The 24,970-nt window shown below is 60.1% G+C and carries 21 protein-coding genes; 13 read left to right on the top strand and 8 right to left on the bottom strand.

The features are described 5' to 3' along the window. The first annotated feature begins 14 nt into the window (after nt 1-14). From fabG to gmk, 6 genes are all read left to right on the top strand, one after another. Nucleotides 15-752: a 3-oxoacyl-[acyl-carrier-protein] reductase gene (gene fabG / locus N5D22_RS13660; RefSeq protein WP_206914611.1), complete on the top strand. Its 738-nt coding sequence runs from the start codon at nt 15-17 to the stop codon at nt 750-752. 350 nt (nt 753-1,102) lie between these two features. After that, entirely contained in the window at nt 1,103-1,339 is a 237-nt protein-coding gene (locus N5D22_RS13655) for an acyl carrier protein (RefSeq protein ID WP_003502080.1), read from the top strand. A gap of 250 nt (nt 1,340-1,589) precedes the next feature. Next, nucleotides 1,590-2,852: a beta-ketoacyl-ACP synthase II gene (gene fabF / locus N5D22_RS13650; RefSeq protein ID WP_279655481.1), complete on the top strand. Its 1,263-nt coding sequence runs from the start codon at nt 1,590-1,592 to the stop codon at nt 2,850-2,852. A gap of 329 nt (nt 2,853-3,181) precedes the next feature. Continuing rightward, nucleotides 3,182-4,402: an endolytic transglycosylase MltG gene (gene mltG / locus N5D22_RS13645; protein ID WP_279655480.1), complete on the top strand. Its 1,221-nt coding sequence runs from the start codon at nt 3,182-3,184 to the stop codon at nt 4,400-4,402. A 66-nt stretch (nt 4,403-4,468) separates the two neighbouring features. After that, nucleotides 4,469-5,356 (top strand): YicC/YloC family endoribonuclease, encoded by an 888-nt coding sequence (locus N5D22_RS13640; RefSeq protein ID WP_279655479.1) that lies wholly within the window; start codon nt 4,469-4,471, stop codon nt 5,354-5,356. A 5-nt stretch (nt 5,357-5,361) separates the two neighbouring features. Further along, entirely contained in the window at nt 5,362-6,024 is a 663-nt protein-coding gene (gene gmk / locus N5D22_RS13635) for a guanylate kinase (protein WP_279655478.1), read from the top strand. On the opposite strand, the gene N5D22_RS13630 is transcribed toward gmk, so the two are convergent. The 7 genes from N5D22_RS13630 to N5D22_RS13600 form a co-directional block, all read right to left on the bottom strand. Next, nucleotides 6,025-6,648 carry an alpha/beta hydrolase gene (locus tag N5D22_RS13630; protein WP_279655477.1) on the bottom strand — a complete coding sequence of 208 codons (624 nt, stop codon included), beginning with the start codon at nt 6,646-6,648 and terminating at the stop codon, nt 6,025-6,027. A 73-nt stretch (nt 6,649-6,721) separates the two neighbouring features. Then, nucleotides 6,722-7,552 (bottom strand): 16S rRNA (adenine(1518)-N(6)/adenine(1519)-N(6))-dimethyltransferase RsmA, encoded by an 831-nt coding sequence (gene rsmA / locus N5D22_RS13625; protein WP_279655475.1) that lies wholly within the window; start codon nt 7,550-7,552, stop codon nt 6,722-6,724. Beyond that, nucleotides 7,552-8,574, bottom strand: coding sequence for a 4-hydroxythreonine-4-phosphate dehydrogenase PdxA (pdxA, locus tag N5D22_RS13620; protein WP_279655474.1), 1,023 nt, complete (start codon nt 8,572-8,574; stop codon nt 7,552-7,554). Before pdxA ends, rsmA begins: the two co-directional genes overlap by 1 nt. Nucleotides 8,575-8,600: 26 nt before the next feature. After that, on the bottom strand, nt 8,601-9,548 hold the full coding sequence (locus tag N5D22_RS13615; RefSeq protein ID WP_279655473.1) for a peptidylprolyl isomerase: 948 nt from the start codon (nt 9,546-9,548) through the stop codon (nt 8,601-8,603). Nucleotides 9,549-9,847: 299 nt separating this feature from the next. Further along, nucleotides 9,848-12,229, bottom strand: coding sequence for an LPS-assembly protein LptD (locus N5D22_RS13610; RefSeq protein ID WP_279655472.1), 2,382 nt, complete (start codon nt 12,227-12,229; stop codon nt 9,848-9,850). Beyond that, complete coding sequence (gene lptG, locus N5D22_RS13605) at nt 12,230-13,318, bottom strand: LPS export ABC transporter permease LptG (RefSeq protein WP_279655471.1); 1,089 nt, start codon at nt 13,316-13,318, stop codon at nt 12,230-12,232. Further along, nucleotides 13,315-14,484: an LptF/LptG family permease gene (locus N5D22_RS13600; protein WP_279655470.1), complete on the bottom strand. Its 1,170-nt coding sequence runs from the start codon at nt 14,482-14,484 to the stop codon at nt 13,315-13,317. Before N5D22_RS13600 ends, lptG begins: the two co-directional genes overlap by 4 nt. Nucleotides 14,485-14,782: 298 nt before the next feature. Between N5D22_RS13600 and N5D22_RS13595 the strand changes: the two genes are divergently transcribed. The 3 genes from N5D22_RS13595 (at nt 14,783) to N5D22_RS13585 (ending at nt 17,988) form a co-directional block, all read left to right on the top strand. Next, the gene (locus N5D22_RS13595) at nt 14,783-16,276 is read left to right on the top strand and encodes a leucyl aminopeptidase (RefSeq protein ID WP_279655529.1); all 1,494 of its coding nucleotides are present in this window, start codon (nt 14,783-14,785) and stop codon (nt 16,274-16,276) included. Nucleotides 16,277-16,301: 25 nt separating this feature from the next. Next, nucleotides 16,302-16,751 (top strand): DNA polymerase III subunit chi, encoded by a 450-nt coding sequence (locus N5D22_RS13590; RefSeq protein WP_279655469.1) that lies wholly within the window; start codon nt 16,302-16,304, stop codon nt 16,749-16,751. A 208-nt stretch (nt 16,752-16,959) separates the two neighbouring features. Continuing rightward, nucleotides 16,960-17,988, top strand: coding sequence for a sensor domain-containing diguanylate cyclase (locus tag N5D22_RS13585; protein ID WP_279655528.1), 1,029 nt, complete (start codon nt 16,960-16,962; stop codon nt 17,986-17,988). Between the two features lie 31 nt (nt 17,989-18,019). Here the strand turns inward: N5D22_RS13585 and N5D22_RS13580 are convergent, their stop codons facing one another. Beyond that, nucleotides 18,020-18,946 carry a Gfo/Idh/MocA family oxidoreductase gene (locus N5D22_RS13580; protein ID WP_279655468.1) on the bottom strand — a complete coding sequence of 309 codons (927 nt, stop codon included), beginning with the start codon at nt 18,944-18,946 and terminating at the stop codon, nt 18,020-18,022. Nucleotides 18,947-19,255: 309 nt separating this feature from the next. Here N5D22_RS13580 and N5D22_RS13575 point away from each other — a divergent pair, with 309 nt between their 5' ends. The 4 genes from N5D22_RS13575 to N5D22_RS13560 all read left to right on the top strand — a co-directional run bounded on the left by N5D22_RS13575 (nt 19,256) and on the right by N5D22_RS13560 (nt 24,940). Then, entirely contained in the window at nt 19,256-20,470 is a 1,215-nt protein-coding gene (locus N5D22_RS13575) for a GGDEF domain-containing protein (RefSeq protein ID WP_279655467.1), read from the top strand. A 111-nt stretch (nt 20,471-20,581) separates the two neighbouring features. Then, entirely contained in the window at nt 20,582-22,522 is a 1,941-nt protein-coding gene (locus tag N5D22_RS13570) for a GGDEF domain-containing phosphodiesterase (protein ID WP_279655466.1), read from the top strand. A 151-nt stretch (nt 22,523-22,673) separates the two neighbouring features. Further along, the gene (locus N5D22_RS13565) at nt 22,674-24,335 is read left to right on the top strand and encodes an ATP-binding protein (protein WP_279655465.1); all 1,662 of its coding nucleotides are present in this window, start codon (nt 22,674-22,676) and stop codon (nt 24,333-24,335) included. Then, nucleotides 24,332-24,940, top strand: a complete 609-nt coding sequence (locus tag N5D22_RS13560; RefSeq protein WP_279655464.1) for a response regulator transcription factor — start codon at nt 24,332-24,334, stop codon at nt 24,938-24,940. The genes N5D22_RS13565 and N5D22_RS13560 overlap by 4 nt, the downstream gene beginning before the upstream one ends. Nucleotides 24,941-24,970: the final 30 nt, after the last annotated feature.

Below are 24,970 nucleotides of genomic sequence, written 5' to 3'. Positions count from 1 at the left end.
AGAAGGAATAGGACATGTTTGATCTGACAGGCCGCAAGGCTCTCGTAACCGGCGCGACCGGCGGCATCGGCGAAGAAATCGCCCGCCTTCTGCACAGCCAGGGCGCAACCGTCGGCCTGCACGGCACCCGCGTTGAAAAGCTCGAAGCGCTGGCGGCGGAACTTGGCGAACGCGTCAAGATTTTCCCGGCCAACCTTGCCGACCGCGCCGAGGTCAAGGCGCTCGGCGAAAAGGCCGAAGCCGAACTGGAAGGCGTCGATATCCTCGTCAACAATGCCGGCATCACCAAGGACGGCCTCTTCGTGCGCATGAGCGACGAGGACTGGGACAACGTCATCGAAGTGAACCTGACGGCGATGTTCCGCCTGACGCGTGAACTGACGCATCCGATGATGCGCCGCCGTTTCGGCCGCATCATCAACATCACCTCCATCGTCGGCGTTACCGGCAATCCAGGCCAGGCCAACTACTGCGCCTCCAAGGCGGGTATGATCGGCTTTTCGAAGTCACTGGCCCAGGAAATCGCCACCCGCAACGTCACCGTCAACTGCGTGGCGCCGGGCTTCATCGAAAGCGCCATGACCGGCAAGCTGAACGACAAGCAGAAAGAGGCCATCATGGGCGCCATTCCCATGAAGCGCATGGGAACCGGCGCCGAAGTCGCATCGGCCGTTCTTTACCTGGCTTCCAATGAAGCCGCCTACATGACCGGCCAGACCCTGCACGTCAATGGCGGCATGGCGATGATCTGACGGCGCTCAGGGCCGTCATGAAAAGGATTGCGGCGCTGTTTGAGCACCTTCTTGGGTAGCTGGCGCCGCAAGGCTCCGCCGAACGGTTTCCGGCGAAATAGCCTGTCATACGCTGTGCTTAGCGCGTTTTCAGGCTTTTCGACCGATTGAAACCATGTTAAGCGGGCCAAGACTGTGAACAGTCGTCCCGGAGAGACAGGAAGCCGTTGCGATTTTGCGTGACGATGTCTAGCTTGGACCGGGTTGAACGGGTTTGCCCGCAGTGCCGGATTTGAACGGCGCATGAGGGCTTCTAACAGGGCAGGGTGCCGCGAGGCATTCCCTTCAAAATAAAGGTCGAGGAAACCGACATGAGCGATATCGCAGAACGCGTAAAGAAAATTGTAATTGATCATCTTGGCGTTGACGCCGACAAGGTTGTCGAAGGCGCCAGCTTCATTGACGATCTGGGCGCTGATTCGCTCGACACCGTTGAACTGGTCATGGCTTTCGAAGAAGAATTCGGCGTTGAAATTCCCGACGACGCAGCGGACTCGATCCTGACCGTCGGCGACGCCGTCAAGTTCATCGAGAAGGCCCAGGCCTGATCGACCTTCATGGGGGAGGTGCAATATCCTCCCGTCCTTGGCCCGGCTCGTCCGGGCCAATGTTTTATCGGCAGACGGTGCGCGCCCGATAGGCGCCAGCTCCGGATGTCGCAAGGGTTACGGGCCCGAACAACGCTGCCTGTAACTTTCGTGCAAAGATTTAGACATACTGCGGCCTGCCGCGAGCGCCATCCCTGGTGCCCGGCGTTGCAGAAAGACCGATGATTTGGATAAGGGCGGAGCATTGGCGATGAGGCGTGTCGTTATCACCGGTACCGGCATGGTATCTCCTCTTGGATGTGGGACGGAAGTCACCTGGGAGCGGCTGCTGGCCGGCCAGAACGGCGCCCGTCTCGTGACTGAATTCGAAGTCGATGACCTTCCGGCAAAGATCGCCTGCCGTATTCCCGTGGGCGATGGTTCCAACGGCACCTTCAATGCCGATGACTGGATGGAACCCAAGGAACAGCGCAAGATCGATCCTTTCATCCTGTACGGCATGGCTGCCGCCGACATGGCGCTTGCCGATGCAAACTGGCATCCGGAAACGGATGAAGACCAGATCGCCACTGGCGTGCTGATCGGCTCCGGCATTGGCGGCCTGGAAGGTATTGTCGAGGCGGGTTACACGCTGCGCGACAAGGGCCCGCGCCGCATTTCCCCGTTTTTCATTCCCGGCCGTCTGATCAACCTCGTATCCGGCCAGGTTTCCATTCGCCACAAGCTGCGCGGGCCGAACCACGCCGTGGTAACCGCTTGCTCGACCGGCGCGCACGCCATCGGCGACGCCGCCCGTCTGATCGCGCTCGGCGATGCCGACGTCATGGTCGCCGGCGGCGCCGAATCGCCGGTCTGCCGCATCGCGCTTGCCGGTTTTGCCGCCTGCAAGGCGCTTTCCACCCAGCACAACGACAATCCCGAAAAGGCCTCGCGCCCCTATGACCGTGACCGCGACGGTTTCGTCATGGGCGAGGGTGCGGGCATCGTTGTTCTGGAGGAACTGGAACATGCCAAGGCGCGCGGCGCGAAGATTTACGCCGAAGTCGTCGGCTACGGCCTTTCCGGTGACGCCTATCACATCACCGCGCCGTCCGAGGACGGTGAGGGCGCCTATCGCTGCATGTCGATGGCGCTGAAGCGCGCGGGTCTCACGCCTGACGATATCGATTACATCAACGCCCACGGCACTTCCACCATGGCCGATACGATCGAGCTTGGCGCGGTCGAACGGTTGGTCGGCGAATCGGCGTCGAAGATTTCGATGTCCTCCACCAAGTCGGCCACCGGCCATCTTCTCGGCGCTGCGGGCGCCATCGAAGCGATTTTCGCGACGCTTGCGATCCGCGACAACATCGTTCCGCCGACGCTGAACCTCGACAATCCCGATGTCGAGACCAAGATCGATCTCGTGCCGCACAAGGCGCGCAAGCGGCAGGTCAATGTGGCGCTTTCGAACTCCTTCGGCTTCGGCGGCACCAACGCTTCCCTCGTGCTGCGTCGTTACGAAGCATAATTGCGGCGGCGGCTCCGCCGCCGCTGGCGCCCTCCCACCGGGTACTGACAAAGGACGTTCTTTCCTTTGAAGAACGCATTGCGGCCTGCGAAAGCCATTCCGATTTTCGCGCCGATATTGTAGTCGTTTATGGAATGGGTCTGCCGGTTCGGGGTGATTTCCGGCCGCAGGCGGCTTTCTCCATCGGCTTTGTCCGAAACGATGTTCGTGAAGCGCAATATCAGGGCTTCACGATATCTCCATGTGGTGCAGGAAGACATTCCGAACCTGTTTTTGCCGCATTACCTGCGCAAAAAGCGCTGACAACGCCGAACTGAAAAGGACCGACGGTGAGCGACACGAACCAGAACAGCCAGGGACCATACGGACAAAACGGCGCGGGCGATGGCAATCGCGGCCCGATCATTCCGAAATCCCCGACCGAGGCGCTGCGCCCGGAAAAGGTGCCGGCCCCGCCGAAGCGCTCCCGCAAGGCCCATGGCCAGCTTGTGATCTTCCTGAACTTCCTGATGACGCTTGCGGTTGCCGTCTGTGTGCTGGCCATTGCCGCCTTCTATTACATGATCAATGCGTTCCAGGAGCCCGGTCCGCTCCAGACGAACACCCATTTCACCGTGCGCAACGGCGCCGGCATCATCGAGATCGCCAACAATCTCGAACGCAATGACATCATCTCCAACGCCCGCGTTTTCCGCCTGATGACCGGCAGCTATCTGCAGAAGGATCAGACGCTGAAAACGGGTGAATACGAGATCAAGGCCGGCGCATCGATGAAGGACATCATGCTGCTGCTGGAATCCGGCAAGTCGATCCTTTATTCCGTGTCGCTGCCGGAAGGCCTGACCGTGAAGCAGATGTTTGCGCGTCTTGCCGCCGATGAAGTGCTGGATGGCGAACTTCCCGCCGCGCTGCCGCCGGAAGGCAGCCTGCGCCCCGATACCTATCGCTTTACCCGCGGCACCAAGCGCGAAGAAATCATCAGCCAGATGAGTGCGGCGCAGGACAAGCTGATCGACATGATCTGGGAACGGCGCGACCCAGACCTGCCGATCAAGACGGTCGAGGAATTCGTGACGCTTGCCTCGATTGTCGAGAAGGAAACCGGCAAGGATGACGAGCGCGCCCATGTCGCCTCCGTCTTCTATAACCGCCTGAAGAAGGGCATGCGCCTGCAATCCGACCCGACGATCATCTACGGTCTGTTCGGCGGGGACGGCAAGCCGTCCGACCGGCCGATCTACCAGTCGGACCTGCAGAAGCAGACGCCGTTCAACACCTATGTCATCAAGGGCTTGCCGCCGTCGCCCATCGCCAATCCGGGTCGCGCCGCACTCGAGGCCGTCGCCAATCCGTGGCGTACCGACGATCTTTATTTCGTCGCCGATGGCACAGGTGGCCACGTCTTTGCCAAGACGCTGGAAGAGCACAACGCCAATGTTCGCCGCTGGCGCAAGATAGAGGCCGAAAAAGCGGCCGCCGGAGCCAATCCCGATGTTGCCGTGGATGGTCAGCCCGGCGGCGCCGAGGCGGAAAAACCGGCCAACAACTGATAATCCTGATCGGGTCCTGTTTGCGCAGGGCCCGGTTTTGTGCGGCATGACGGGGGGCTTCCAGATATGACATTGCAATCGATGACCGGCTTCGCACGCAGCGAAGGGACCTCCGGCCGTTACCGCTGGGCATGGGAATTGCGGTCGGTGAACGGCAAGGGGCTCGATGTACGCCTGCGCCTGCCAACCGGTCTTGAGGCGCTGGAAACCGGCTTGCGGGAAATCGCGGGCGAGCATCTTTCCCGCGGTAATATTCAGGCAGGCCTGACATTGGCGATTGCGGAAAATCGGCTGGAGGCCGTGATCAACCGCGATGCGCTCGCTGCGGTTCTGGCGCTCAAGAAGGAGCTTGGCGATGTCGTCGAGGACAAGCCGCTGAGCTTCGACACGCTGCTCACCCTGCGCGGTCTTGTCGATTTTCGCGAGGCGGAAGATGATGCGGAAGCGCAGGCCACCCGTAACGGCGATGTGCTGGCCGGTTTTGCCGCTGCTGTGGAGAAGCTGAAGGATATGCGCGAGCGCGAAGGGGCGTCGCTGTTCGCCATCCTGTCCGGTCATATCAACCGGATCGAGCAGCTCGTTGACATCATCGAAAACGATCCTTCCCGCCAGCCCGAGCAGATCGCGGCACGGCTTGCCCAGCAGATCGCCCTTATCGGTGATGGCATGCACGGTCTGGATCGTGATCGGCTGCATGCCGAGGCGGCGCTGATCGCCACCAAGGCGGATCTGCGCGAAGAGATCGACAGGCTGCACGCCCATGTGCAGGCGTCGCGCGAGCTTTTGGAGAATGGCGGGCCGGTGGGTCGCAAGCTCGATTTTCTTGCACAGGAATTTAACCGCGAGTCGAATACAATCTGTTCCAAATCGAACGCCAGTGCGGTAACCGCAGCAGGCATAGAGCTGAAAGTGGTGATCGACCAGTTTCGCGAGCAGGTCCAAAATCTGGAGTAGACCCCATGGTTCCGGTGAATGATTCTCCCGTCACGATTGCCCGCCGAGGGCTGATGCTGGTGATTTCTTCGCCATCCGGCGCGGGTAAATCCACTATTGCGCGCAACCTGCTCGACAAGGACAAGAATATCGGCCTGTCCGTCAGCGTCACGACACGTCCACGCCGCCAGAGCGAGATTGACGGCATCCACTACCATTTCATTTCCAAGCGGGACTTCGAGCGCCTGCGGGACAGCGACGCGCTGCTGGAATGGGCGGAGGTTCACGGCAATTTTTACGGCACCCCGCGCGGGCCGGTGGAAGATGCCATGGCCGCCGGTCGCGACATGCTGTTCGATATCGACTGGCAGGGCGCCGAGCAGCTGCAGGACAAGATGAAGGCGGACGTCGTTTCGATATTCATCCTGCCGCCGACCATGACCGAACTGCAATCGCGCCTGCATCGCCGCGCCGAAGACACCGAAGAGGTCATCAAGACCCGTCTCCTCAATTCCCGTGCCGAAATCGAGCACTGGCGCGACTATGACTATGTCATCCTCAATGACGACCTGCAGGCCGCCTTCGAGGCCGTCGAAGCCATCGTCAAGGCCGAACGCGTCCGCCGCGACCGCCGCCATGGCATGTTCGATTTCGTGCGGGCGTTGCTCGAGGAAGAGCCGAAGCTCTGACTACACGATGAATTCGGGTGCAAGCCATTGGCGGGACAGTCGCTCGTCTACTGCGTCTTCCGCCCAGCCATGACCCGTTTCGATCGTTTCCAGAACAACCTCCGCTCCGGCTGACGCCAGCTGCTCGGCCAAATCTGGAGCATCCGAGGGATGCCGCCGGTCGTCCCGAGTGCCCGCCAGCAGGAGTATGGGATATCCTGCCAGGCTCGGAAAAGGCTGGTCCTTTCTCGGAGATAGCGGGCGAAGCAGAATGGCGCCTTTCGATAGATGACGGTCCTGACATATCGTTTCAGCGGCGATGATCGCGCCGTTGGAGTATCCGACGAGAAAGGGTCTTTGCCCCGTCTGCTGAAAGACCATGGTGACAAACCGGCATAGTCTGGCGGCTTGATGTTTCAGATCGTCAATGTCGAGCTGTCTGTCGGGTTTTCTGCGAAAAAATGCGAAGCCATTTTCCCAGGGAACAGCGCCTCTCGGTGCGTACAAGACGCCTTTGGTAAAGACGGCGCGGCCAAAAGAAATGAGGTCGTCTTCCGTTCGCCCCGATCCATGCAGCAAGACAACCGCGCAGTCGGGCGTTTCAGCGGGAATATCGAGCTTGTAATGAAAACCGGCACTCTCCATGCGCTTGTTCCTATATTCGCAGTCTCCACGAACCCGTGTCCCGCCGCTCGGAATGGCACATTACATGGCGGATTTACAGGCAGTTCGCCAATGTCACGAACTCCTCCACCGACAGCGTTTCCGCGCGGCGCGTCGGATCGATACCGGCTCTTTCCAGCAGCGTTTCGCCGCCAAGGCCTTTCACGCTCTGGCGCAGCATCTTGCGGCGCTGGCCGAAGGCCGCTTCCGTGACCTTTTCAAGTTTGGCGACATCGCAGGGCAGCGGCTTGTCCTTCGGCAGCAGATGCACGACCGTGGAGGTCACTTTGGGCGGCGGGCTGAAAGCCTGCGGTGGGACGTCGAAGGCCATTTCCGACACGGTGCGCCAGCCGGCGAGAACGCCGAGGCGGCCATAGTGGTTGTCGCCTTCTTCCGCCACGATGCGCTGGCCGACTTCCTTCTGGAACATCAGCGTCATGGAGAGCCAGAAGGGCGGCCACTGTTTCGGCAGTAGCCAGTTGACCAGCAATTGCGTGCCGACATTGTAGGGCAGGTTGGCGATGATCCGCACCGGCTCACCGGCGGGAACCAGAGCCTCGAAATCGGTCTTGAGGGCGTCGCCCTCGATGACGTCGAGCCGTCCGGGATAATGCGCTTCGATTTCCGCCAGCGCCGGCAGGCAGCGGCTGTCGCGTTCGACGGCGATGACCTTTTTTGCCCCGAGCGAAAGAATGGCGCGGGTGAGGCCGCCGGGACCGGGGCCGACCTCTATCACCGTCACGCCGTCCAGCGGCCCTGCCGTTCTGGCGATCTTCTGGGTGAGGTTGAGGTCGAACAGGAAGTTCTGGCCGAGCGATTTTTTTGCGTCGAGCCCGTGGCGCTGGATGACATCGCGCAGCGGCGGCAGTCCGTCGATGGCCGCCATTATGCGTTGGCCCGGCTGCGAAGGGAAATTTCCGCCGCCATCTTCAGCGCCGCCACAAGGCTCGCCTCATTGGCGATGCCCTGGCCGGCAATGCCGAAGGCTGTGCCGTGGTCGGGCGAGGTGCGAATGAAGGGCAGGCCGAGCGTGACATTGACGGAATCGTCGAAGCCGAGCGCCTTGGCCGGGATCAGCGCCTGGTCGTGATACATGCACACCGCCACGTCGTAACGCTTGCGGGCGGCATCGTGGAACATGGTGTCGGCGGGCAGGGGGCCGAAGGCATCGATCCCGTCCTTCCGCAACCGTATGGTCGCGGGGTGAACGATATCGCGATCCTCGGTGCCGAGTGCGCCATCTTCACCCGCATGCGGGTTGAGGCCGGCAACCGCCAGACGCGGGGCCTCGATGCCGAATTTCTGCCGAAGATCGGCATCGATGATCCGGCAGGTCGTGACGATCAGCTCTTCGGTGAGGGCGGCCGGCACGTCTTTCACGGGGATATGGATCGTCACCGGGACGACACGGACCTTGGGGCCGGCAATCATCATGACCGGGATGACTTGCTCGCCGGTCTGGCGCAGGGCGAGATCGGCGAGAAATTCCGTATGACCGGGAAAACCGAAACCTGCCTCGTATAGCACCGATTTCGCAATCGGGTTGGTGACAACGGCCGCAGCCTTGCCCTCGACCGTCAGGGAAACGGCGGTCTCGATGGCCTTGATCGTCGCGTGCGCCGCTCCGACATGCGGCTGCCCCGCCTGTACTTCGAAGCCGACGGGAAGGGAGAGGATGGGGAAGGCCTGTTCGAACAGGCCGACGGCGCTTTCCGCATCGCAGGTCTCGATATTGACGGGAATGCCGATCAGCGCCGCACGGCTCGCCACCACATCGGGGTCGCCGATGAAGATGAAGGGCGGCACGCCGTTCTCCCGGCGCTTTGCCCAGGCGGCGATGGCGATGTCAGGGCCGATACCGGCTGGATCTCCCTGTGTCAGGGCAAGCGGCAGGGATGCATATGTCACGGAAAGACCCGGCTCTTATATCAATATCAGGTGTTGACGATCTGCGCCTTCTTGCGCAGCTCGTCCATATATTTCTTTTCGTTGGGGTTTTCGCCGTCCTTGGCCTTCATCAGGTCCTCGGACTTGAACACCATTTCCGCCGCATAGTCGTCAGAGACCTGACGCTGCTTGCAGATGGCCAGATATTCGACGCCCTTTTCGGTGACGCGGGTGCCGGTGGTGCCGCCTTCCTTGGTCTTCTCCACCAGCGCCTTCCAGTCTTCCGGCAGTTCTGGCGCCAGAATGCGGCCAAGGTCCTTGATCGCCACGTCGCGCATGGTCGCGGCGAAGCTCATGGCCTGGTCGCAGCCGGGGTAACGCTTGCGCGAGGCTTCAGCCTCGGCCTTGCGCTTGCCGGTAATGGCGTTGCGTTTCGATTCCGGGATGACAAAGATGACCTGCTGCAGGAAATACTCGGTGGTGACGGGCTTGTCGCCGCGTTCCTTCAGGCGGGTAACGAGGTCCTGCGTCGACATCTTGCCGCGTGCGCCATAACGGGCGTTGACAAGGCGCGGCCAGCTCATCTGAACGGCGATGAAGGCCTTGAAATGATCGGCGCCGACACCCGCCTGCGAAAGCACCTTCGTCAATTGCTGCGGCGTCATCTTGTTGTTGCCGGCAAAACGCGCGAAGGCCGCATCGACATCGTCGGTGCTGACCGACATCTTGACGCGGCCGATTTCCTCGCGCTTCAGCGCCTCGTCGATAAGCTGCTCGCGTGCCTTTTCATTGAGATTGCCGGACTGGCGCTGCAGCTTCAGGAAAGCGACGCGCTTGGCGATATCGTCATTGGTGATGGGGGTCTTGTTGACGACGATCTTGACCGCGCTTTCGGCGAAGGCCTGGCCGGCATAGGGCACTGCGGCCATGGGGACGGCGAATATCGCAAAGGCGAAAGCAGCGCCACGCAAAGCCGACTTTCCGAAATTCATCATGTCCTTCTCCCTTTCGTCGGGCAGGTTTCCGTTTCCTGTCCCGCCAATCTGTTCTGTCTGACGATGGGGATTAATCCATTCCCCGTTATTTCAGACCTGCATCTGTGCATCCGCACCGCGAATTTTCCACGTATATATCATCGTGATCCGCAAAACGGCAATGTGTGGGTTTGTTGAAAGAAGCCCCGATACGGTCTTGTGCCGAGCCGACACTGGCGCGTTGTTGCGGCAAAACCGTGACTTTTACTGGCGGGATTGCAAAAAGGCAGGCCACGATGTTGTGCGGCCTGCCTCTAAACTCAGTAATTATTCGGCTTCCAACCGATATCCATGTCGTTCCAGTCCTCATTGGCTGAGCCAATGCTGACATCGCCGAGCGTACGGAAGGCCAGGCGGGCATTGATCGACCAGTCATTGGCGGCCTGGCGACTGGAATTGATATTGCCTTCGTCGGAATAGCTGACCGTCAGGATCGTGCACTCATCCTGATAGGCAATACCGATACGGCGTTCGGCCGCAAATTTTCCGTTCAGGTCGTAATTGATCGAACCGAACAGCGACCAGTTGTCATCCATGCGCAGCGTACCGGACGCCTGGATGATATCGCGGTCTTCATTATAGCCATATTTCGGCTGCGCCTTGACCTGCGTATAGCTGAGCTTGCCGGTAAGGCGGCGGTCCGAATAGCTGATGCCCGTTTCCGACCGGTTGATGTCGAAATCGTCCTTGTCGAGACGCAGGCTCGATGACAGCGAAAGGCCGATCGGCGCATCGAAGGCGGCCATGGCGACATAATCCGAACGGTCGGATTCAAGCCCCGAATTGGCGCCGGCATTGACGAGATCGTAGGAGGCGAAGGAATTGTCGCCCGCCAGATGGAAGGACTGGCCGGCAATGGCGCGAACACCGTAGCCATTGTCGAACGTGCCATTATAGCGGAAGCCGATATTGGCGCGCGTGCCGCCTTCGATCCGGTCGAAACCGGAGAATTTGTCGCGTTCGAACAGATTGGTCGCGTCGAAGACGAATGCCTGAGCGTCCTCGTTCGGAAGACGGCCGGCATATTGTTCGTTCGGACGCACGAAAATCTGTGCGATCGGCTCGATCACGTGGCTGCTGTTGAGCGCCGTGAACAACCAGGGATAACGCACTTCGAGGCCACCGGTGACCATGCCGCGGAAAGCCGCGCCGTCATGCATCATGCCCTCATAGGCATAGGAGGTCCCGCCCGAGGTGAAGGCTGCGGGAGACATGTCCGTCCAGAGCGCGTCGCCGCGTGCGGCAAGGATCGGTGTGATCTGCAGGCCGCTGTCCATCGTGAAGGTGCGCTTCCACTCGGCTTCGGTGGAAAGGCGCGTATAGTCGCCCTCAAGCCCGCTGAAACGCGGATAACCGCCGAGCGCGTAAGCATCCTGCCGCAGGCGCGTGATGCTCGTCAGGTTGGTGGTCAGCGAAAGTTCGCCGCCATAAACCGGATCCGGCACGAAATAACGGTAGTCGACAACCGGGTGGACGATTGCCTGCTTGCGTTCCTTGGCTTCGGTATTGTCCGTATCCTGAACGTTGAAATAATAACCGCGGGCTTCGAAGCTGTTACGCTCACTCGCACCGGTCAGATAGATCTGGTTGGTCTGAACGTCGTTTTTATAACCCTTCAGCCCATAGGTGCGCGAAAAGTTATTGTCAGTCTGGACCATGGCGTCCCACCCGAATGCCCAGCGCGGGTTGATCGAGAAATCACCCTTGCTGGCGATCATGCCGCGATTGTCGTTGAGGGCGTCGCTGGTTCCGGCCGTGAAGGTTTCGGACTTCTGCTGGCTGATGCCTGCGATCGTGACCGTATGCATGCCGGTTTCGAAGCGCTGGCGCAGTTCCGCCTGCAGCAGCAGACCCTGGGTCGTGTAATAGGTCGGCGTGACGGTCACGTCCGAAGTGTCGGACAGAACCTGGAAATAGGGGACGCCGATGCCGAAACCGAGATTGTCGGTAATGCTCATCTGCGGGAACAGGAAGCCCGATTTGCGCTTTACCGTGTTGTCCGGAACCGTGAGGAACGGCAGATAGGCGATCGAATGGCCGAAAAGCTGCAGGCGGGCTTTTTCCAGCCGCACCGTATGGGTCTTGCCGTCCTGAATGACACGCTCGGCCTTGACCTGCCACAGCGGCGCCTTTTCCGGTTTTGCGGCGCAGGGCAGACACGCGGTGTAGACGCCGTTGTTGAGGACCATCAGGTCGCCTTCGAGGCGCTCGGCGCTTTCACCGGCAATACGGGTATTGTCCGTGGTCTCGACGCGCAGCGCATTGACGAAGCCCTGACCGAAGTCATCGGTCACATCCATCTCGTCGGCATAGATCTTGTTGCCGCCCGGCTCGATCAGCTCGATATTGCCATGGGCAATCACGCGGCCGCTCTGCTGGTTATATTCCACTTGCTGGGCCACCATGCGGTAGCCCGAATATTTCATGCGAACCACGCCCTTTGCGATAACGCGCTGGGCATCGCGATTGTAGGTCAGTTCATTTGCTGTAAGCAGGAGTTTCGAATCGTCTTGGCTTGCCGACGCAAGCAAACCATCCTGGCCGAAAGCGACCGGGCTGGATGCCAAATACGCGCACACAGCGGCACCTGTCAGAAGGGCCGTCCAAAGCCGCCTGATATTCCCGCGGTCATATACCGCCACTTAGCCGTCCTCCTGATGAAGCAGAATGGTTGCCCCCAAAGCCAACGCCACGATAACTGGAACCCAGACCGCAACGGTGGGAGGGACAACACCACCACTCCCGAATGCCCTTACGAGCACGGTTACTACATAAAGCACGAAGCCGGAAACGATTCCACCCAGAATCACGGAGCGCGACTGGGCGAAGCGGCTGAACTTTAATGAAACGGTCGCGGCGATCAAGGTCATCGCGACCAGAAGCAGGGGCGTCGATAGCAGGAAATGATACTGCGTCTCAAGCGCCTTTGAAGATAGTCCAAAGGACTTTGCAACTTCGATCTTGTGAGAAAGGTCAAAGAAAGCAACGGTTTCCGTCTGCGTCATGCGCTCCTGGACGAATTCCCGTCTCAGATTGGTACTGATCCGCGTGCTCTCTTGCCGAACTGGCACATGTCCGGCGCGCGTTTCAGAAACGTTGTTAAGAAGCCAGTAACCATCTTCCAATTTAGCCGACTTCGCATCCTTACGCGAGACGATGTTTCCGTCCTTGTCGATGTCGATCAGAACCACGTCGAGGAGCAGCGTTCCATTGTCCTCGAAGCTCTTGGCGCCGATGATCGTATCCTGGCCGCCGCTCGACTGGCGCATCCACGGAATGATCTCCTGCTGGCGGCCGCCGCCCGCTTCGTTGCGCAGACCGGCTTCCATCGCCAGCGACTTGTTCTGGCCCCATGCGGCTATGGGGTTCAGGATGGTGACCGACAGGATGCCGATGAAAACCGCGCCGAGCACGAAGGGAAGGATGAACTGCCAGGCGGAAATGCCGGCGGCGCGAGTCACCACCAGTTCGTAACGACGGTTGAGCGAGATCAAGGTCGTCATGCCGACGAAAAGCGCGATGAAGGGCACGGTCTGCTGCAGGATCAGCGGCAGGCGAAGCGCCGTCAGGCCAAGGGCGGCCGGAACGGAATAGCCGGGCAGGCCGGACATGCGCCGTGCCGTTTCGCTGAAGTCGGCAAGGTAAATGATCGAGGATACGCCGAGCACGAACCAGATGGCGGTGATCAGGTATCGTTTCAGGAAATACCGGGAGAGCGTGTTGAAAATCATGCGTTGCCGCTCCCCGAGCTTTTGGGCATCCGGCTGGAGAAGAGACGCCGCAGACGACCCATCGCATCGGCGATGATTTTCGGCATTTTCGGCTTGCGGCCGGTCAGCAGAATGAAGGCGGCGGCGCCGCCGCTGAGGCCCGGCACGGCATAGACCAGCGGAATGAAGGCCGCGCTCTGCTTGACCTGATTGGTGACGTAAAAACCGAGCCATCGCAGCATAAAGGCCGTCACCAGCGCGGCGACCATCGGATGCAGGCGCGCCTCGCGGTGCGAACGCGCGTCGGCGGCGATGACCAGCGAAATCAATGCGAAGGAGAAGGCGAACATCCAGTCCGACAGGCGCTTGTGCAGCTCGCTGCGGAAATTCTCCGGTGAGCGCTTGTAGCTCGCATTGTTCTCGTCGGGCGAAAGAAGGAAACCGAGGCTGGCATCGCCCGGAGAGAGCGACGGCTCGGAATCCTGCTTTTCCGACATGGTCGAAAGGTCGAAGGCATAGGACAGGAACTTGACGATCGAAACCTTGCCGTCCGGCGTCTTCTGCTGCACTTCGCCGTCGCGCATGGTCAGCGACGTGCCGCTTTCGTCGATCATGCCTTCCTTGGCATAATAGATGAGGTCGAAATTCGGATCGCGGCGGTCGGCGACGAACAGGCCCTTGAGGATGCGGCCTTGCCGCTGGGCGATCTGCACGTAAAGACCGTCCTGAATGGTGCGGAAGGTCTTTTCCTCGATCACCGAGGACAGGAGGTCGGCGTAGGCGGCGGCCACCATCTGCCGCGCGGAGCTGCGGGCGGGCGGTTCGATGAAATTGGTGATGGTGAAGGAAAACGCGCTCAGAACGGCGGCCAGAATGAGAACCGGGCGATACATGATCGAACGCGGTGATCCGGCCGCATCGATGATGGCAAGCTCGGAATCATTGTTCATCGTCGTAAAGATCTGGGTGATGCCGATGACAAGCGCGAAAGGCAGGACGACGGGGATCAGTGTCGGCAGGATCATCGTCGCGAGCGCCATGAAGGAACCCATCGACTGGCCCGTATCGGTGACGAGATTGATTCTCTGGAGAACCTGGATGGTCCAGATGATGGCCAGCACCGGCAGCAGCGCGACCAGAAACATCTGCGTTGTCCGCCGCAGGATATAGTTCTCGAGAAGCTTCATACGGCCCTGTTCGACATTGTTTTTCCGTGCGGTCGCCCGCCGAATTTCCGCTTATCTAATCGCATCGTTTGCAATTGGCTATTCCGGCATGCTCACAAATATGTTTTGCGCGACGATTTTTCCGCTGCCTGTGTCTTTTTGTGGAACAAGCTGTCGGTTTCATGACGCGATTTCGCATTCCACAAAAATGCCTTTCCTTTAACGACTGTAGTCCCTTAAAGAATGCGGGGTTGCGCCCGGGGCCGAAAAGGCCATGATCATGCGCACCGTAAAAATCGACCAGGAAGAGCAGGAAAACATGTCCGCTAAATTCGATATTTCTTTCGCCAATTCCGCCTCGCTTGAAAATGCGCTGGCAGTCGTGCTGCAGGTCTCGGGTGAGGCGCAGGCCGTCGCCGGCGCCTCCGAGGCCGATCCGGGTGGGGTGATCGAGAGGGCGGCCAAGATTTCAGGCTTTTCCGCAAAATCCATGGCGACGCTCGATGTGATCGCGCCGCAGGGTTCCGCCGCCGACCGGCTGCTCGTCATCGGGCTTGGCAAGCCGTCGAAGCTGGTCGCCCATGACTGGCTGCGCGCCGGTGGCACCGCCGCCGCCAGTTTCAAGAAGGCGGACAAGGTCGTCATCTATCTCGATGCGCCGGGCGTAGAGGTCGGTGCGCAGGCTGCTGCGGATTTCGCACTTGGCCTGCTGCTGCGCGCCTATAGCTTCGATGCCTACAAGACCAAGAAAAAGTCCGATGAAGAGAAGACGCCGAAGAAGGTGGAGATCGTCATCGTCACGGCCGCCCATCAGGAAGCGGAAAAGGCTTTTGCTGCCTCCGAGGCCGTTGCGGGCGGTGTTACCCTGGCGCGCGATCTCGTCAACCTGCCGCCGAACGCTCTCGGCCCCGTCGAATTCGCCGAGAAGGCGGAAGAACTGCGCAAGCTCGGCGTCGAGGTGGAAGTCCTCGGTGAGAAGGAGCTGAAGAAGCTCGGCATGAATGCGCTTCTCGGTGTGGCGCAGGGGTCGGCGCGCCCGCCCAGACTTGCAGTCATGCAGTGGAACGGCGGCAACAAGAAGGATGAACCGATTGCCTTTGTCGGCAAGGGCGTCGTTTTCGATACTGGCGGCATTTCGCTGAAGCCCGGCCTCAATATGGAGGATATGAAGGGCGACATGGGCGGGGCCGCCGCCGTGACCGGGCTGATGCATGCGCTGGCCGCCCGCAAGGCCAAGGCAAACGTGATCGGCGTCATCGGCCTTGTGGAAAACATGCCTGACGGCAACGCCCAGCGTCCCGGCGATATCGTCACTTCCATGTCCGGCCAGACCATCGAGATCATCAACACCGATGCCGAAGGCCGGTTGGTTCTGGCTGATGCGCTCTGGTACACCAAGGATCGCTTTAACCCGAAATTCATGGTGAACCTCGCAACGCTGACGGGCGCGATCACGGTGGCGCTCGGCAATCTTCAGGCCGGTCTTTTCTCCAATGATGACGAGCTTGCAGCGCGCCTCACGCAGGCGGGCGATGTGACGGCGGAAAAACTTTGGCGCATGCCGCTCGGCAAGGACTACGACAAGATCATCGATTCCAAATTCGCCGACATGAAGAACAGCGCCGGCCGTCTGGCGGGTTCCGTCACCGCCGCGCAGTTCCTCAAGCGTTTCGTGGGCGAAACATCCTGGGCGCATCTCGATATCGCCGGCACCGCCATGGGTTCGCCGCTGACCGAGATCAATCAGTCCTGGGGCTCGGGCTACGGCGTCAGGCTGCTGAACGAACTCGTTCGCGCCCATTACGAAGATTGAAACGAGCGGAGCGGCACGTCTGCGGATGACTGAAATTCTGTTTTACCATCTGACGGAATCGAAGCTGGAGGATGCGTTGCCGCCCTTGCTCGAAAAATCGCTGGAACGCGGCTGGAAGGTCGCGATCCAGACGGTGGACGAGGAGCGCCGCGATTTCCTCGATACCCATCTATGGACCTTTCGTGACGACAGTTTCCTGCCGCACGCCACCGATACGTCGCCCGCACCGCAAATCCAGCCGATTCTCCTGACGGCTTCGGAGGACAACGCCAACGCGGCGAGCGTCCGCTTTCTTGTCGACGGCGCCGAACCGCCGGCGGTGGAGGCCTATGAGCGGATCGTGTTCATGTTCGATGGATACGATGCCTACCAGCTCGAAACGGCGCGAAATCACTGGAAAAGACTGAAGACTGAGGGGCATTCCCTGACCTATTGGCAGCAGTCGCCTGAAGGCCGCTGGCAGAAGAAGGCCTGATCGCACCGCAGGTTGGGTATTTCCGCGTTTGGTTCCATATGCAAACGGACCGGCAAAAATTCGCATGTGGCGTCATTTGCCGGTTTTTGCATTATGCGCCGAAAGGAAACGTAGCGGAAACTGGCTTCCGCTTCGATTGGGGCGGTTCGTTTGATCCCGCCTTGATCGAGAGCGACTTCCTGTAGCGAAACAGCAGAAGGACATGAGCATGGGACAGGCGATATCGCGACCGGAGGGAGAAACCGAGCGTCTGGTCGCGGTGCGGTCGATAATGTCTTTCAAGAAAGCCGGGATGCCGGAGCTGAAAGTGCTGTCGCAACTGGGGCAGGGGGTTTTTGGCGTGGCGCGTGCGGCGGTCAATATTGTCGATGAGGATTGGCTTCATATCGCCGAGCAGGCGGGAATGGAATTGTCGGAATGCCCGCGCGATCTGTCGATCTGCAACCGCGTCATCGCCAAGCAGGATGTGGTGGTGATTTCCGATCTGACCGAGCATCCGCATTTCCGCTTCATGTCCTATGTCAAAGGGGGACCGGAGCTGCGGTCCTATGCGGGTGCGCCGATCGAACTTGAGCCCGGCCTTGTTGTCGGCGCCTTTTGTCTGGTCGATACGGTGCCGAGAAATTTTTCCCGCATCGAAATCGACAATCTCAGACATTTCGCGTTGCTGGCGGCTGCATTGCTGCGGCTTCAGAAAGCCAATTTCACCATGAGTCTGGCCGAGCGCGAATTGCGTGACGCGGCGATGACCGATCCGCTGACCGGGTTTTATAATCGCAAGGCGCTGGAGGCGATCGTCGACGGCCAGCTCGGCGCGGCCCTGCGTGCAAACGAGGCCTTCGGTGTCCTCTATCTTGATCTGGACGGTTTCAAGACCATCAACGACACGTTCGGCCATCCTGCCGGCGACCGCGTTCTGACCGCCGCCGCCGGACGTATCCGCAAGGCAATCCGCAAGGAGGACATCGTCGTGCGCATGGGCGGCGATGAATTTGCGATTTTTATACCGCGGCCCGACAGCCCCGATGTCATGAATGGAATGGCGGAGCGGCTTCTGGCCGCCTTCCGCAACCCTTTCAGCGTGGGCGGGCAGGAGGTGGACGCCCGCCTCAGCATCGGCGGTGCGCTTGCCCCACAGGCGGGCACAGACCGGGCAACGCTGCTGTGCAGTGTCGATGAAGCACTGTATCAGGCCAAAAAATCAGGGCGCGACCGTTTCGTCAGCCGCGCCCTTTGAGGCATTGTCCTTCGGGAAGCGTTGCCGCTTCTCAATCGTAGAAGGAATCCACGAATTTATGACGGCCGAGCAGGAAGGCGTCGGCCACATGGGTCAAGGGCGCGAGATCGACATCGGAGCGGCCGGCCTTGATAATCTCGGAGAAACGCTCGTAAAGGGCCGGATATTCCCGTTCCGGCTCGGACAGTTTCTCTTCGCCGTTGATCGAGAGTTTTGCGCCGCCTTCCGAAAGCACCATCCGTCCCGCCGCCGTCTCGGCAACGATATCCCAGCTCTGCTTGCCGGTCTGACGCCAGTCGAATTCGGCATGGACCGGCATTTTCGTCACGTCGGAAAAATGCAGGTCGGCGGCGATGGGGGCGTCGCGGTTTTCCGGGAATTCGAGCGTCGCCTTGGTCAGGAACAGCGCGCGCGGCAGGATATGGGTGATGATCGAAAGCGCGTTGATGCCGGGGTCGAACACGCCGAGGCCGCCAGCCTGCCAGATCCAGGCCTGGTTCGGGTGCCAGTGACGCACATCCTCTTTCCAGATGACATGCACGCTGTCGATTTTTGTCGATGCCAGAAACGCCTTCGCAGCCTCGACCGCCGGCGCATAACGCGAATGCCAGCTTGCAAACAGCGAAAGGCCCTTCGAATCCGCCAGCCGGACGAGGTCCTGCACTTCCGAAAGGGTGGCGCCCGGCGGCTTTTCGAGGAAAACGTGCTTGCCGGCATTGAGTGCCGCGTAAGCCGCCTCGTAACGATATTGCGGCGGCATGCACAGCGATACCGCATCGATAGCAGGCACGGCCTCCAGCATGGCCTCGATGGTGCCATAGGACGGAACGCCGTCCACGGTGCCATGACGGCTTGCGGTGCTGATCAATTCAAAATCCGGATTGCCTGCAATGGCGGGAAGATGCTGGTCGCGAACGATTTTGCCGACGCCGACGATGGCAAGCTTGGTGGCTGACATGAAGTGGAACCCGTTTGAGTGCTGCAGGAGATAAAGTGTGATTTTTACAAGTTTTTAGCAGAAACGATCGAAGGAGCAAGGTGATCGTTCCCGCGCGTCCCGTCTTTTTTCAAGCTGTAACCTGATAACAAACTTTTTGATATGAGTATTATCGGATTATGTAATATTTAAGAAGCGGAAATATTTTCCTGTTTTTTGAAGTGTTATTTTGTTGATTGACGATTATAATTTTAATTATTCGATGTATATTCTGTAATCATCGGTATTAAATTTAGATTTCACTTGAGTGGATTTTTGAAGAGCAAGTGCATGGTGGTTTTACTCAAAGATGACCGGTCGTCGGGCTTCGTTCAGAAGGTCAATGAGAGCAGCCGTCAATTCAATACATATGGATTGATTTTTGGCGTCGCCCTGTACAATCTCTACCTGTTTGTGGATGTGACGCTTGTGCCGGAGATCATCTGGCTGGATCTGACCGTCCGTCTGTTTGTCATAACCCCGCTTCTGTTCCTTTATTTTCCTGCCCGGTATTACGCGGTCAAGATGCGGCCGGATGCGGTGGCGCATGAGGTTCTTCACGGGTTGGGCTGCATGCTGGTCGTCGCATCGATCATGTTCATCTATGCCAATGCGCGGGCCTCGTCGGCGAGCGAATATTACATGGGCATCGTCACCGTTGTCCTTTACATGAATACGATACACCGCAAACCGTTTCCGCTTGCGGTCATGGGCACGGTCGGCTGCATGGCGGTTTTCATCGTCGGCATGGAATATGTCACCGTAACGAGCGAGGTGGCCAAGCTGCCGGCGATCATGTGTTCGGTCGGAATCAGCGCCGTCTCGCTGTTTGCAGCCTATCGTATCGAGCAGGTGGAGCGACGGGATTACTTGGCGTCGCTGCGCGAGAAGACGCTGCTGCAGCGTATCCAAAACGCCAATCACGAACTGCAGCAGCTTTCCAATACCGACCAGCTCACCGGCATCCGCAACCGGCGTAGCTTCGACGAGGCGGCGAACGAGGTTTCGGGCGGCGGCGGCAGGCCGCGGGCGCTCATCCTTCTCGATGTCGACTATTTCAAGAACTATAATGACTCGGAAGGCCACGTGGCCGGCGATGATTGTCTGCGCAGGATCGCCGGCAGGCTGCGAAGCGCCCTGCGCAGGGATGATGGCGACAGAAGTTTCGTCGCGCGTTATGGTGGCGAGGAATTTGTGGTTCTGCTCGACAATTGCGTTGTTTCCGCCGCACTCGCCATCGGTGAAAGACTGAGATTGGCGGTGATCGACGAGGCCATACCCCATCTCAACCGCCCCGACGGGCGGGAGATCGTCACCGTCAGCCTCGGCATCGCGGTTTCCGGTGACGGCAAAGAGATCATATACGAGATGGTCAACCGGGCCGACGTGGCGCTTTACGAGGCAAAGCGCCAGGGCCGCGACCGGCTGGTACTGGCCTCCGGTCATGCGGGGACGATTGCCGGGCCAGCGGGGCTTTACGGCGTCGGAGCCGCAATGTCGGCATAGGATAAAGACGTTCAGGGATGTGTTATAATTTCTATCCTGCGCTAAGCAGGATTTGTGAAGGCCATATGCCGGAATTCCGGCGCCAGAACAAATAATGACCGGGGAATGCAGATGATGGAATTGATCGCCACACAAGCGGCAGCATCCGCCGCCGAACTTCCATTCCTGCTGCTTCAGGCGGCCGCCGTCGTTGGCATGGTGTCCGTGCTGATCCTGCTGCGGCGAAACATAGCCCTCGAAGACCCCCGCTATAAAATCTATTATGGCATCGTTTTCGGAATGACGGGCTTTCTGTTGACGCTGCTGGTTTCCGAATTCATCAAGCTGCCCTCCAAACCTTACATCCGCTCCGACCTGCTGTTTTTCGCCGGCTTGCTTGGCTCCTGGCAGGGCGGTTTGATCAGCCTGTCCCTGGTGGCGGCCGGGCGTTTTGTGTTCGGCGGTCCCGTGCTGTTTTTTGCGGCCCTGCAGGACATGGTCGTCATTTCGGCCTGCGGCATCATCATGTATGGCTGGATGCGCAAGCGCCGTCTCGCCGATCTTGGAATTCGGGATATCCTCACCGTCTTTGCGGTCAGGTTCATTGCCGTGCTGCTTGCCATCGCACTCTCATTCGCGCTGGGTCTGGTCGATCAGGCACTGTTTTTGAGCGCAGTGGGCCGCCGAACCCTCGGTGCTGTTGCCGTCGGCCTGCCGATGATCGTCTGCCTGTTCATGCTTCTGCGCAGCGAGGCCCGGGCGCGGGAAGAGGCGAAGAAGCGCGAGGTGGCGGCTCGTACGGACTCATTGACCGGCTTGCCCAACAGGCGCGCGCTCAAAGATCATATAGAAGCGACAATGCGGCACGATCCCGCCGTTCCGCATGCCCTCATTCTGATCGAGATCGTCAATATTGCCGATGTCGCCGCCTGCGAGGGCGAGGACTGGAGCGATCTTTTCTGGCCCAAGCTGGCGCAGGAAATCTGCGATGGTAAAGACGGTCTGCTGGGCATGTCCAATACGCCCTGCAGCTTCATGTTCGGCGATACGACACTTGCGGTCGTCATGCAGGGGATTTCGCTGGAAAAGTCGGAAAGTGCGAAACTCATGATGCATCTGCATGACGGGTTGAGCGCGTTTTGCCGCTCGGCGGAAGCGGGGCCGGTTCCGCATCTCAAGATCGGTGCGGCAAATCTGGACCGGCTTTCCCGGCAGAATGTGGCCTCCTTCCTCCGGCAACTCAGCCTGGCGCTGAAGGGAAGCGATCATCCGGTACAGATTTTCCCCTTCTCCTTTGCCGAAAAAGCCATACGGGACGAGGCGGTGCGGCAGATGCTGGGCGCCTGGATCAAATCCGGCAGGCCACCCATTTATTATCAGCCGAAATTCGCAATGCGCGATCGCCGCATGATCGGCGCCGAAGCGCTCCTGCGTGCGGTGGATACACGCGGACAGGCGGTGTCGCCCTATTATGTGCTGGAAATCGCCGAACGCCATCGGCTGCTGGTGGAATTCGAATGGTCGACGATCGTGGCCGTCGTGCGCGACCTTGGTGAGCTGCACGGCCTCGAGGCGGATTTTCATCTGGCCGTGAATATTTCCGCGTCGTCTTTTGCGACTGCGCGTTTCGGAGACCGGGTCGTCGCGCTGCTGCACGAAATGGCGGTGCCTGCGCATCGCCTCTCGATCGAAGTGACGGAGATGAGCAGGATACCGACCACCGATGTCGTGCAGCAGAATTTCGATGCGCTGGTAACCGCAGGCGTCCGGCTGGCGCTCGACGATTTCGGCACCGGTTATGCCGCGCTCACCTTGCTGGCGCGGTTTCCTTTCGAAGAGGTCAAGATCGATCACTGGATGACGTCGAGGCTCGATCAGTCGCGGTTCAGGGATGCCATCGCGCTTGCCTTCGAGAGTGCGGACCGTTACGGCGCCAAGCTGGTGGCCGAAGGCATAGAAACGGAGGAGCAGAGCCGGCTTCTCATACAGATGGGCATCCGCTTCGGTCAGGGTTATCTTTATTCGCCCGCCGTACCGCTTGAGCGGTTGCAGCCGCACCGGGAATGCGCCTAGCGCGCCGGGATCGTTTGTCTTCTTGTGGCGACCGATGGCGGCAGGATGGAAATTCAGCCTCGGCCGGATTGAATGTTCTCCCGGTCTGTGCTGGGAAGGTCCTTCGACGAACCAATGTTGCGACCGCATTTCCGGTCACGCGAGCGAGCCGATGGCTGAAAACAACGATGTATGGAGCGACATGTCTGCAAAGTCGGCTCAGCACGTGCCGCAAGAAGCGGGTACACGCGCCGGCGGCGCCGACCGGTCCCTGCGGGCCGTATCGGCCGGCCGGCGCATGGCGGGCGATACGCGCGTCCCGGCAGCCTGGCCCTTGCTCAGGGTGTTTCTGGTCTGGGGGCTGCTCATGGCGGCTGTCATTTCCGCTCTGGCAGCGTACCAATATGTCAGCCTGCTCGGCGAACTGGAGCGGCAGAGCGACGCCCTGCAGGCCGAGGCCTCCCGCCGGGCCGATCAGCATGACGCCCATGTGACGGCGCTTTCTGCGGTGGCGCAGGCGGAGCAGGGGGCGGATTACGGCCTGCTGCTCGATGTCGCGGCACCCATTCTGCAATTTTACCCGCGCATTGACGAGGTTCAGCTGGTTTCCCTCAATGAGGCGGGGCCTGCCATCGGCACCCGGCCGCTGGAAAACGAACTGATAGCGGCGATCCGCAAGGCGGCATCGGTATTTTCCGGCCGACCGGCCCTGCTGGCGAGCGATCTCAGGCCCGGCCATTACATGATCGTCAAGCGCAGCCCCAATAGCGAGGCGGCCTCGAAAGTGCTGGTGCTCGCCGTCGATGCCGCGCGGCTTCTGGCGTCGGATGTTCCGTTCTGGTCGACGAAACAGGCGGTGATCCGCCTGAAAATGCCCGACGGTACGGTCCTCGTCGGCCCGCCTTCGCTGCCGGAAGCACCGCAATATGTCCGGCAGCTCAGCAGCGCCAGCCAGCCGCTCACGCTCGAAGTCGCGCTCTCGATCACCTGGCGTGATCTTTTGCCGGGCCGCGCCCTGCTGGCGGGCATGGCCGGCGCCAGCGTCGTTTTCCTGCTCGGCGCTGTCATGGTAAAACAGAGGACGCGCATGCGCGCCGCTGAAAGACGGGCCGAACTGAGCGGCATGGAGGCGAGACTTACCCATGCTTCGCGGGTCAATGCTCTCGGAGAGATGGCGAGCGGCCTCGCCCATGAACTGACCCAGCCCTTGACGGCGATATTGGCGCAGGCGCAGGCCGGGCGGCGACTGCTTGCCCGTCAGGATATCACGGCCCTTTCCGGTGCTCTCGACGATATGATCGATCAGGCGCGCTGCGCCGCCAATATGCTCGACCGGTTTCGCAACTGGTCGCTGCCGCACCGCCAGCCGGTGGTGGCGCATGATCTTCGTGACGCCCTGCGCAACGTCGATGCGCTGCTTGCCGGCGAGGCGGCCCGGCATGAGGCCAGCATCGACATCGCCATGCCCGAGGCTCCGCTTTTGGTGCGGGTCGATCCGGTGGAAATAGAACAGGTGATGTTCAATCTGCTGCGCAACGCGCTCGATGCGCTCGCAGCCATCGAAGGCAGGCGCGCAATCACCGCCAGATTGAGCCGAGGCGGCGATTTTGCCGTTCTCGAGGTTGCCGATAATGGCCCCGGTGTCGCGCCGGGCCTGCGCGACCGGCTGTTCACGCCTTTCGCCACTACGAAAAAGAACGGCATGGGGCTTGGACTTGCCCTCAGCCAGCGGCTGGTGGAGCGCGCCGGCGGCGAAATCCTCTATGTCGAAAGTGAGAATGGCGCGCTTTTCCGGGTTGTCCTCCCGATTGCGCCGGAGGCGCAGACCCCATGACACTGCCCGTCTATCTCGTCGACGACGACGATGCCGTGCGCAAGGCGCTGATCCTGCTCCTGTCCACCGTCGGCATCAAGGCGAAGGGTTTTGCCGATCCGGTGGTGTTTCTCGGCCAGCTGGCCGCGCTTGAGCCGGGCTGTCTCATCTTCGATATCCGCATGCCCGCCATCACCGGATTGAAGCTGCAGGAGAAGCTGACGGAAGAGGGGATCGACTGGCCTGTCATCATCATTTCCGGTCACGGCAATATCGAAGCCTGCCGCCGGGCCTTTCACAATGGAGCTGTGGATTTTCTTTCCAAGCCCGTGGATGAGCAGGATCTCATCGACGCGATCCAGAAGGCGCACGGGATACTGGCCCGCACACTCGATGCAAAAGCGTTGCAGGCGGAAACGATGGCGCTTCTGTCGCTGCTGACTGCACGCGAGCGGGAAATACTCGAACGCATCGCACTCGGTTTCACCACGCGCCAGATCGCCGACGGGCTTGGCCTGTCGCCGCGCACGGTGGACAGCCATCGCGCCGCCATCGGCCTCAAGCTCGGCACCACCTCGCAGGCGGAAATGACAAGGCTCTGGCTGGAAGCCGGTGCGGATCGGTAGAACTACGGAGCCGCCGGCAAGTCCTACGGA

The sequence above is a fragment of the Agrobacterium sp. GD03872 genome, from assembly GCF_029840625.1.
Lineage (GTDB): Bacteria > Pseudomonadota > Alphaproteobacteria > Rhizobiales > Rhizobiaceae > Agrobacterium > Agrobacterium fabrum_A.
The sequence above is the reverse complement of the archived record's forward strand: the minus strand, read 5'-3'. Positions and strand labels throughout refer to the sequence as shown.

What these genes read in the sequence shown, in the direction of transcription:
- fabG (WP_206914611.1), top strand. Translation starts at nt 15, where the DNA reads ATGTTTGATCTGACAGGCCGCAAGGCTCTCGTAACCGGCGCGACCGGC.
- N5D22_RS13655 (WP_003502080.1), top strand. Translation starts at nt 1,103, where the DNA reads ATGAGCGATATCGCAGAACGCGTAAAGAAAATTGTAATTGATCATCTT.
- fabF (WP_279655481.1), top strand. Translation starts at nt 1,590, where the DNA reads ATGAGGCGTGTCGTTATCACCGGTACCGGCATGGTATCTCCTCTTGGA.
- N5D22_RS13640 (WP_279655479.1), top strand. Translation starts at nt 4,469, where the DNA reads ATGACATTGCAATCGATGACCGGCTTCGCACGCAGCGAAGGGACCTCC.
- gmk (WP_279655478.1), top strand. Translation starts at nt 5,362, where the DNA reads ATGGTTCCGGTGAATGATTCTCCCGTCACGATTGCCCGCCGAGGGCTG.
- N5D22_RS13630 (WP_279655477.1), bottom strand. Translation starts at nt 6,648, where the DNA reads ATGGAGAGTGCCGGTTTTCATTACAAGCTCGATATTCCCGCTGAAACG.
- rsmA (WP_279655475.1), bottom strand. Translation starts at nt 7,552, where the DNA reads ATGGCGGCCATCGACGGACTGCCGCCGCTGCGCGATGTCATCCAGCGC.
- N5D22_RS13615 (WP_279655473.1), bottom strand. Translation starts at nt 9,548, where the DNA reads ATGATGAATTTCGGAAAGTCGGCTTTGCGTGGCGCTGCTTTCGCCTTT.
- lptG (WP_279655471.1), bottom strand. Translation starts at nt 13,318, where the DNA reads ATGATTTTCAACACGCTCTCCCGGTATTTCCTGAAACGATACCTGATC.
- N5D22_RS13600 (WP_279655470.1), bottom strand. Translation starts at nt 14,484, where the DNA reads ATGAAGCTTCTCGAGAACTATATCCTGCGGCGGACAACGCAGATGTTT.
- N5D22_RS13595 (WP_279655529.1), top strand. Translation starts at nt 14,783, where the DNA reads ATGTCCGCTAAATTCGATATTTCTTTCGCCAATTCCGCCTCGCTTGAA.
- N5D22_RS13590 (WP_279655469.1), top strand. Translation starts at nt 16,302, where the DNA reads ATGACTGAAATTCTGTTTTACCATCTGACGGAATCGAAGCTGGAGGAT.
- N5D22_RS13585 (WP_279655528.1), top strand. Translation starts at nt 16,960, where the DNA reads ATGGGACAGGCGATATCGCGACCGGAGGGAGAAACCGAGCGTCTGGTC.
- N5D22_RS13580 (WP_279655468.1), bottom strand. Translation starts at nt 18,946, where the DNA reads ATGTCAGCCACCAAGCTTGCCATCGTCGGCGTCGGCAAAATCGTTCGC.
- N5D22_RS13575 (WP_279655467.1), top strand. Translation starts at nt 19,256, where the DNA reads ATGGTGGTTTTACTCAAAGATGACCGGTCGTCGGGCTTCGTTCAGAAG.
- N5D22_RS13570 (WP_279655466.1), top strand. Translation starts at nt 20,582, where the DNA reads ATGATGGAATTGATCGCCACACAAGCGGCAGCATCCGCCGCCGAACTT.
- N5D22_RS13565 (WP_279655465.1), top strand. Translation starts at nt 22,674, where the DNA reads ATGGCTGAAAACAACGATGTATGGAGCGACATGTCTGCAAAGTCGGCT.
- N5D22_RS13560 (WP_279655464.1), top strand. Translation starts at nt 24,332, where the DNA reads ATGACACTGCCCGTCTATCTCGTCGACGACGACGATGCCGTGCGCAAG.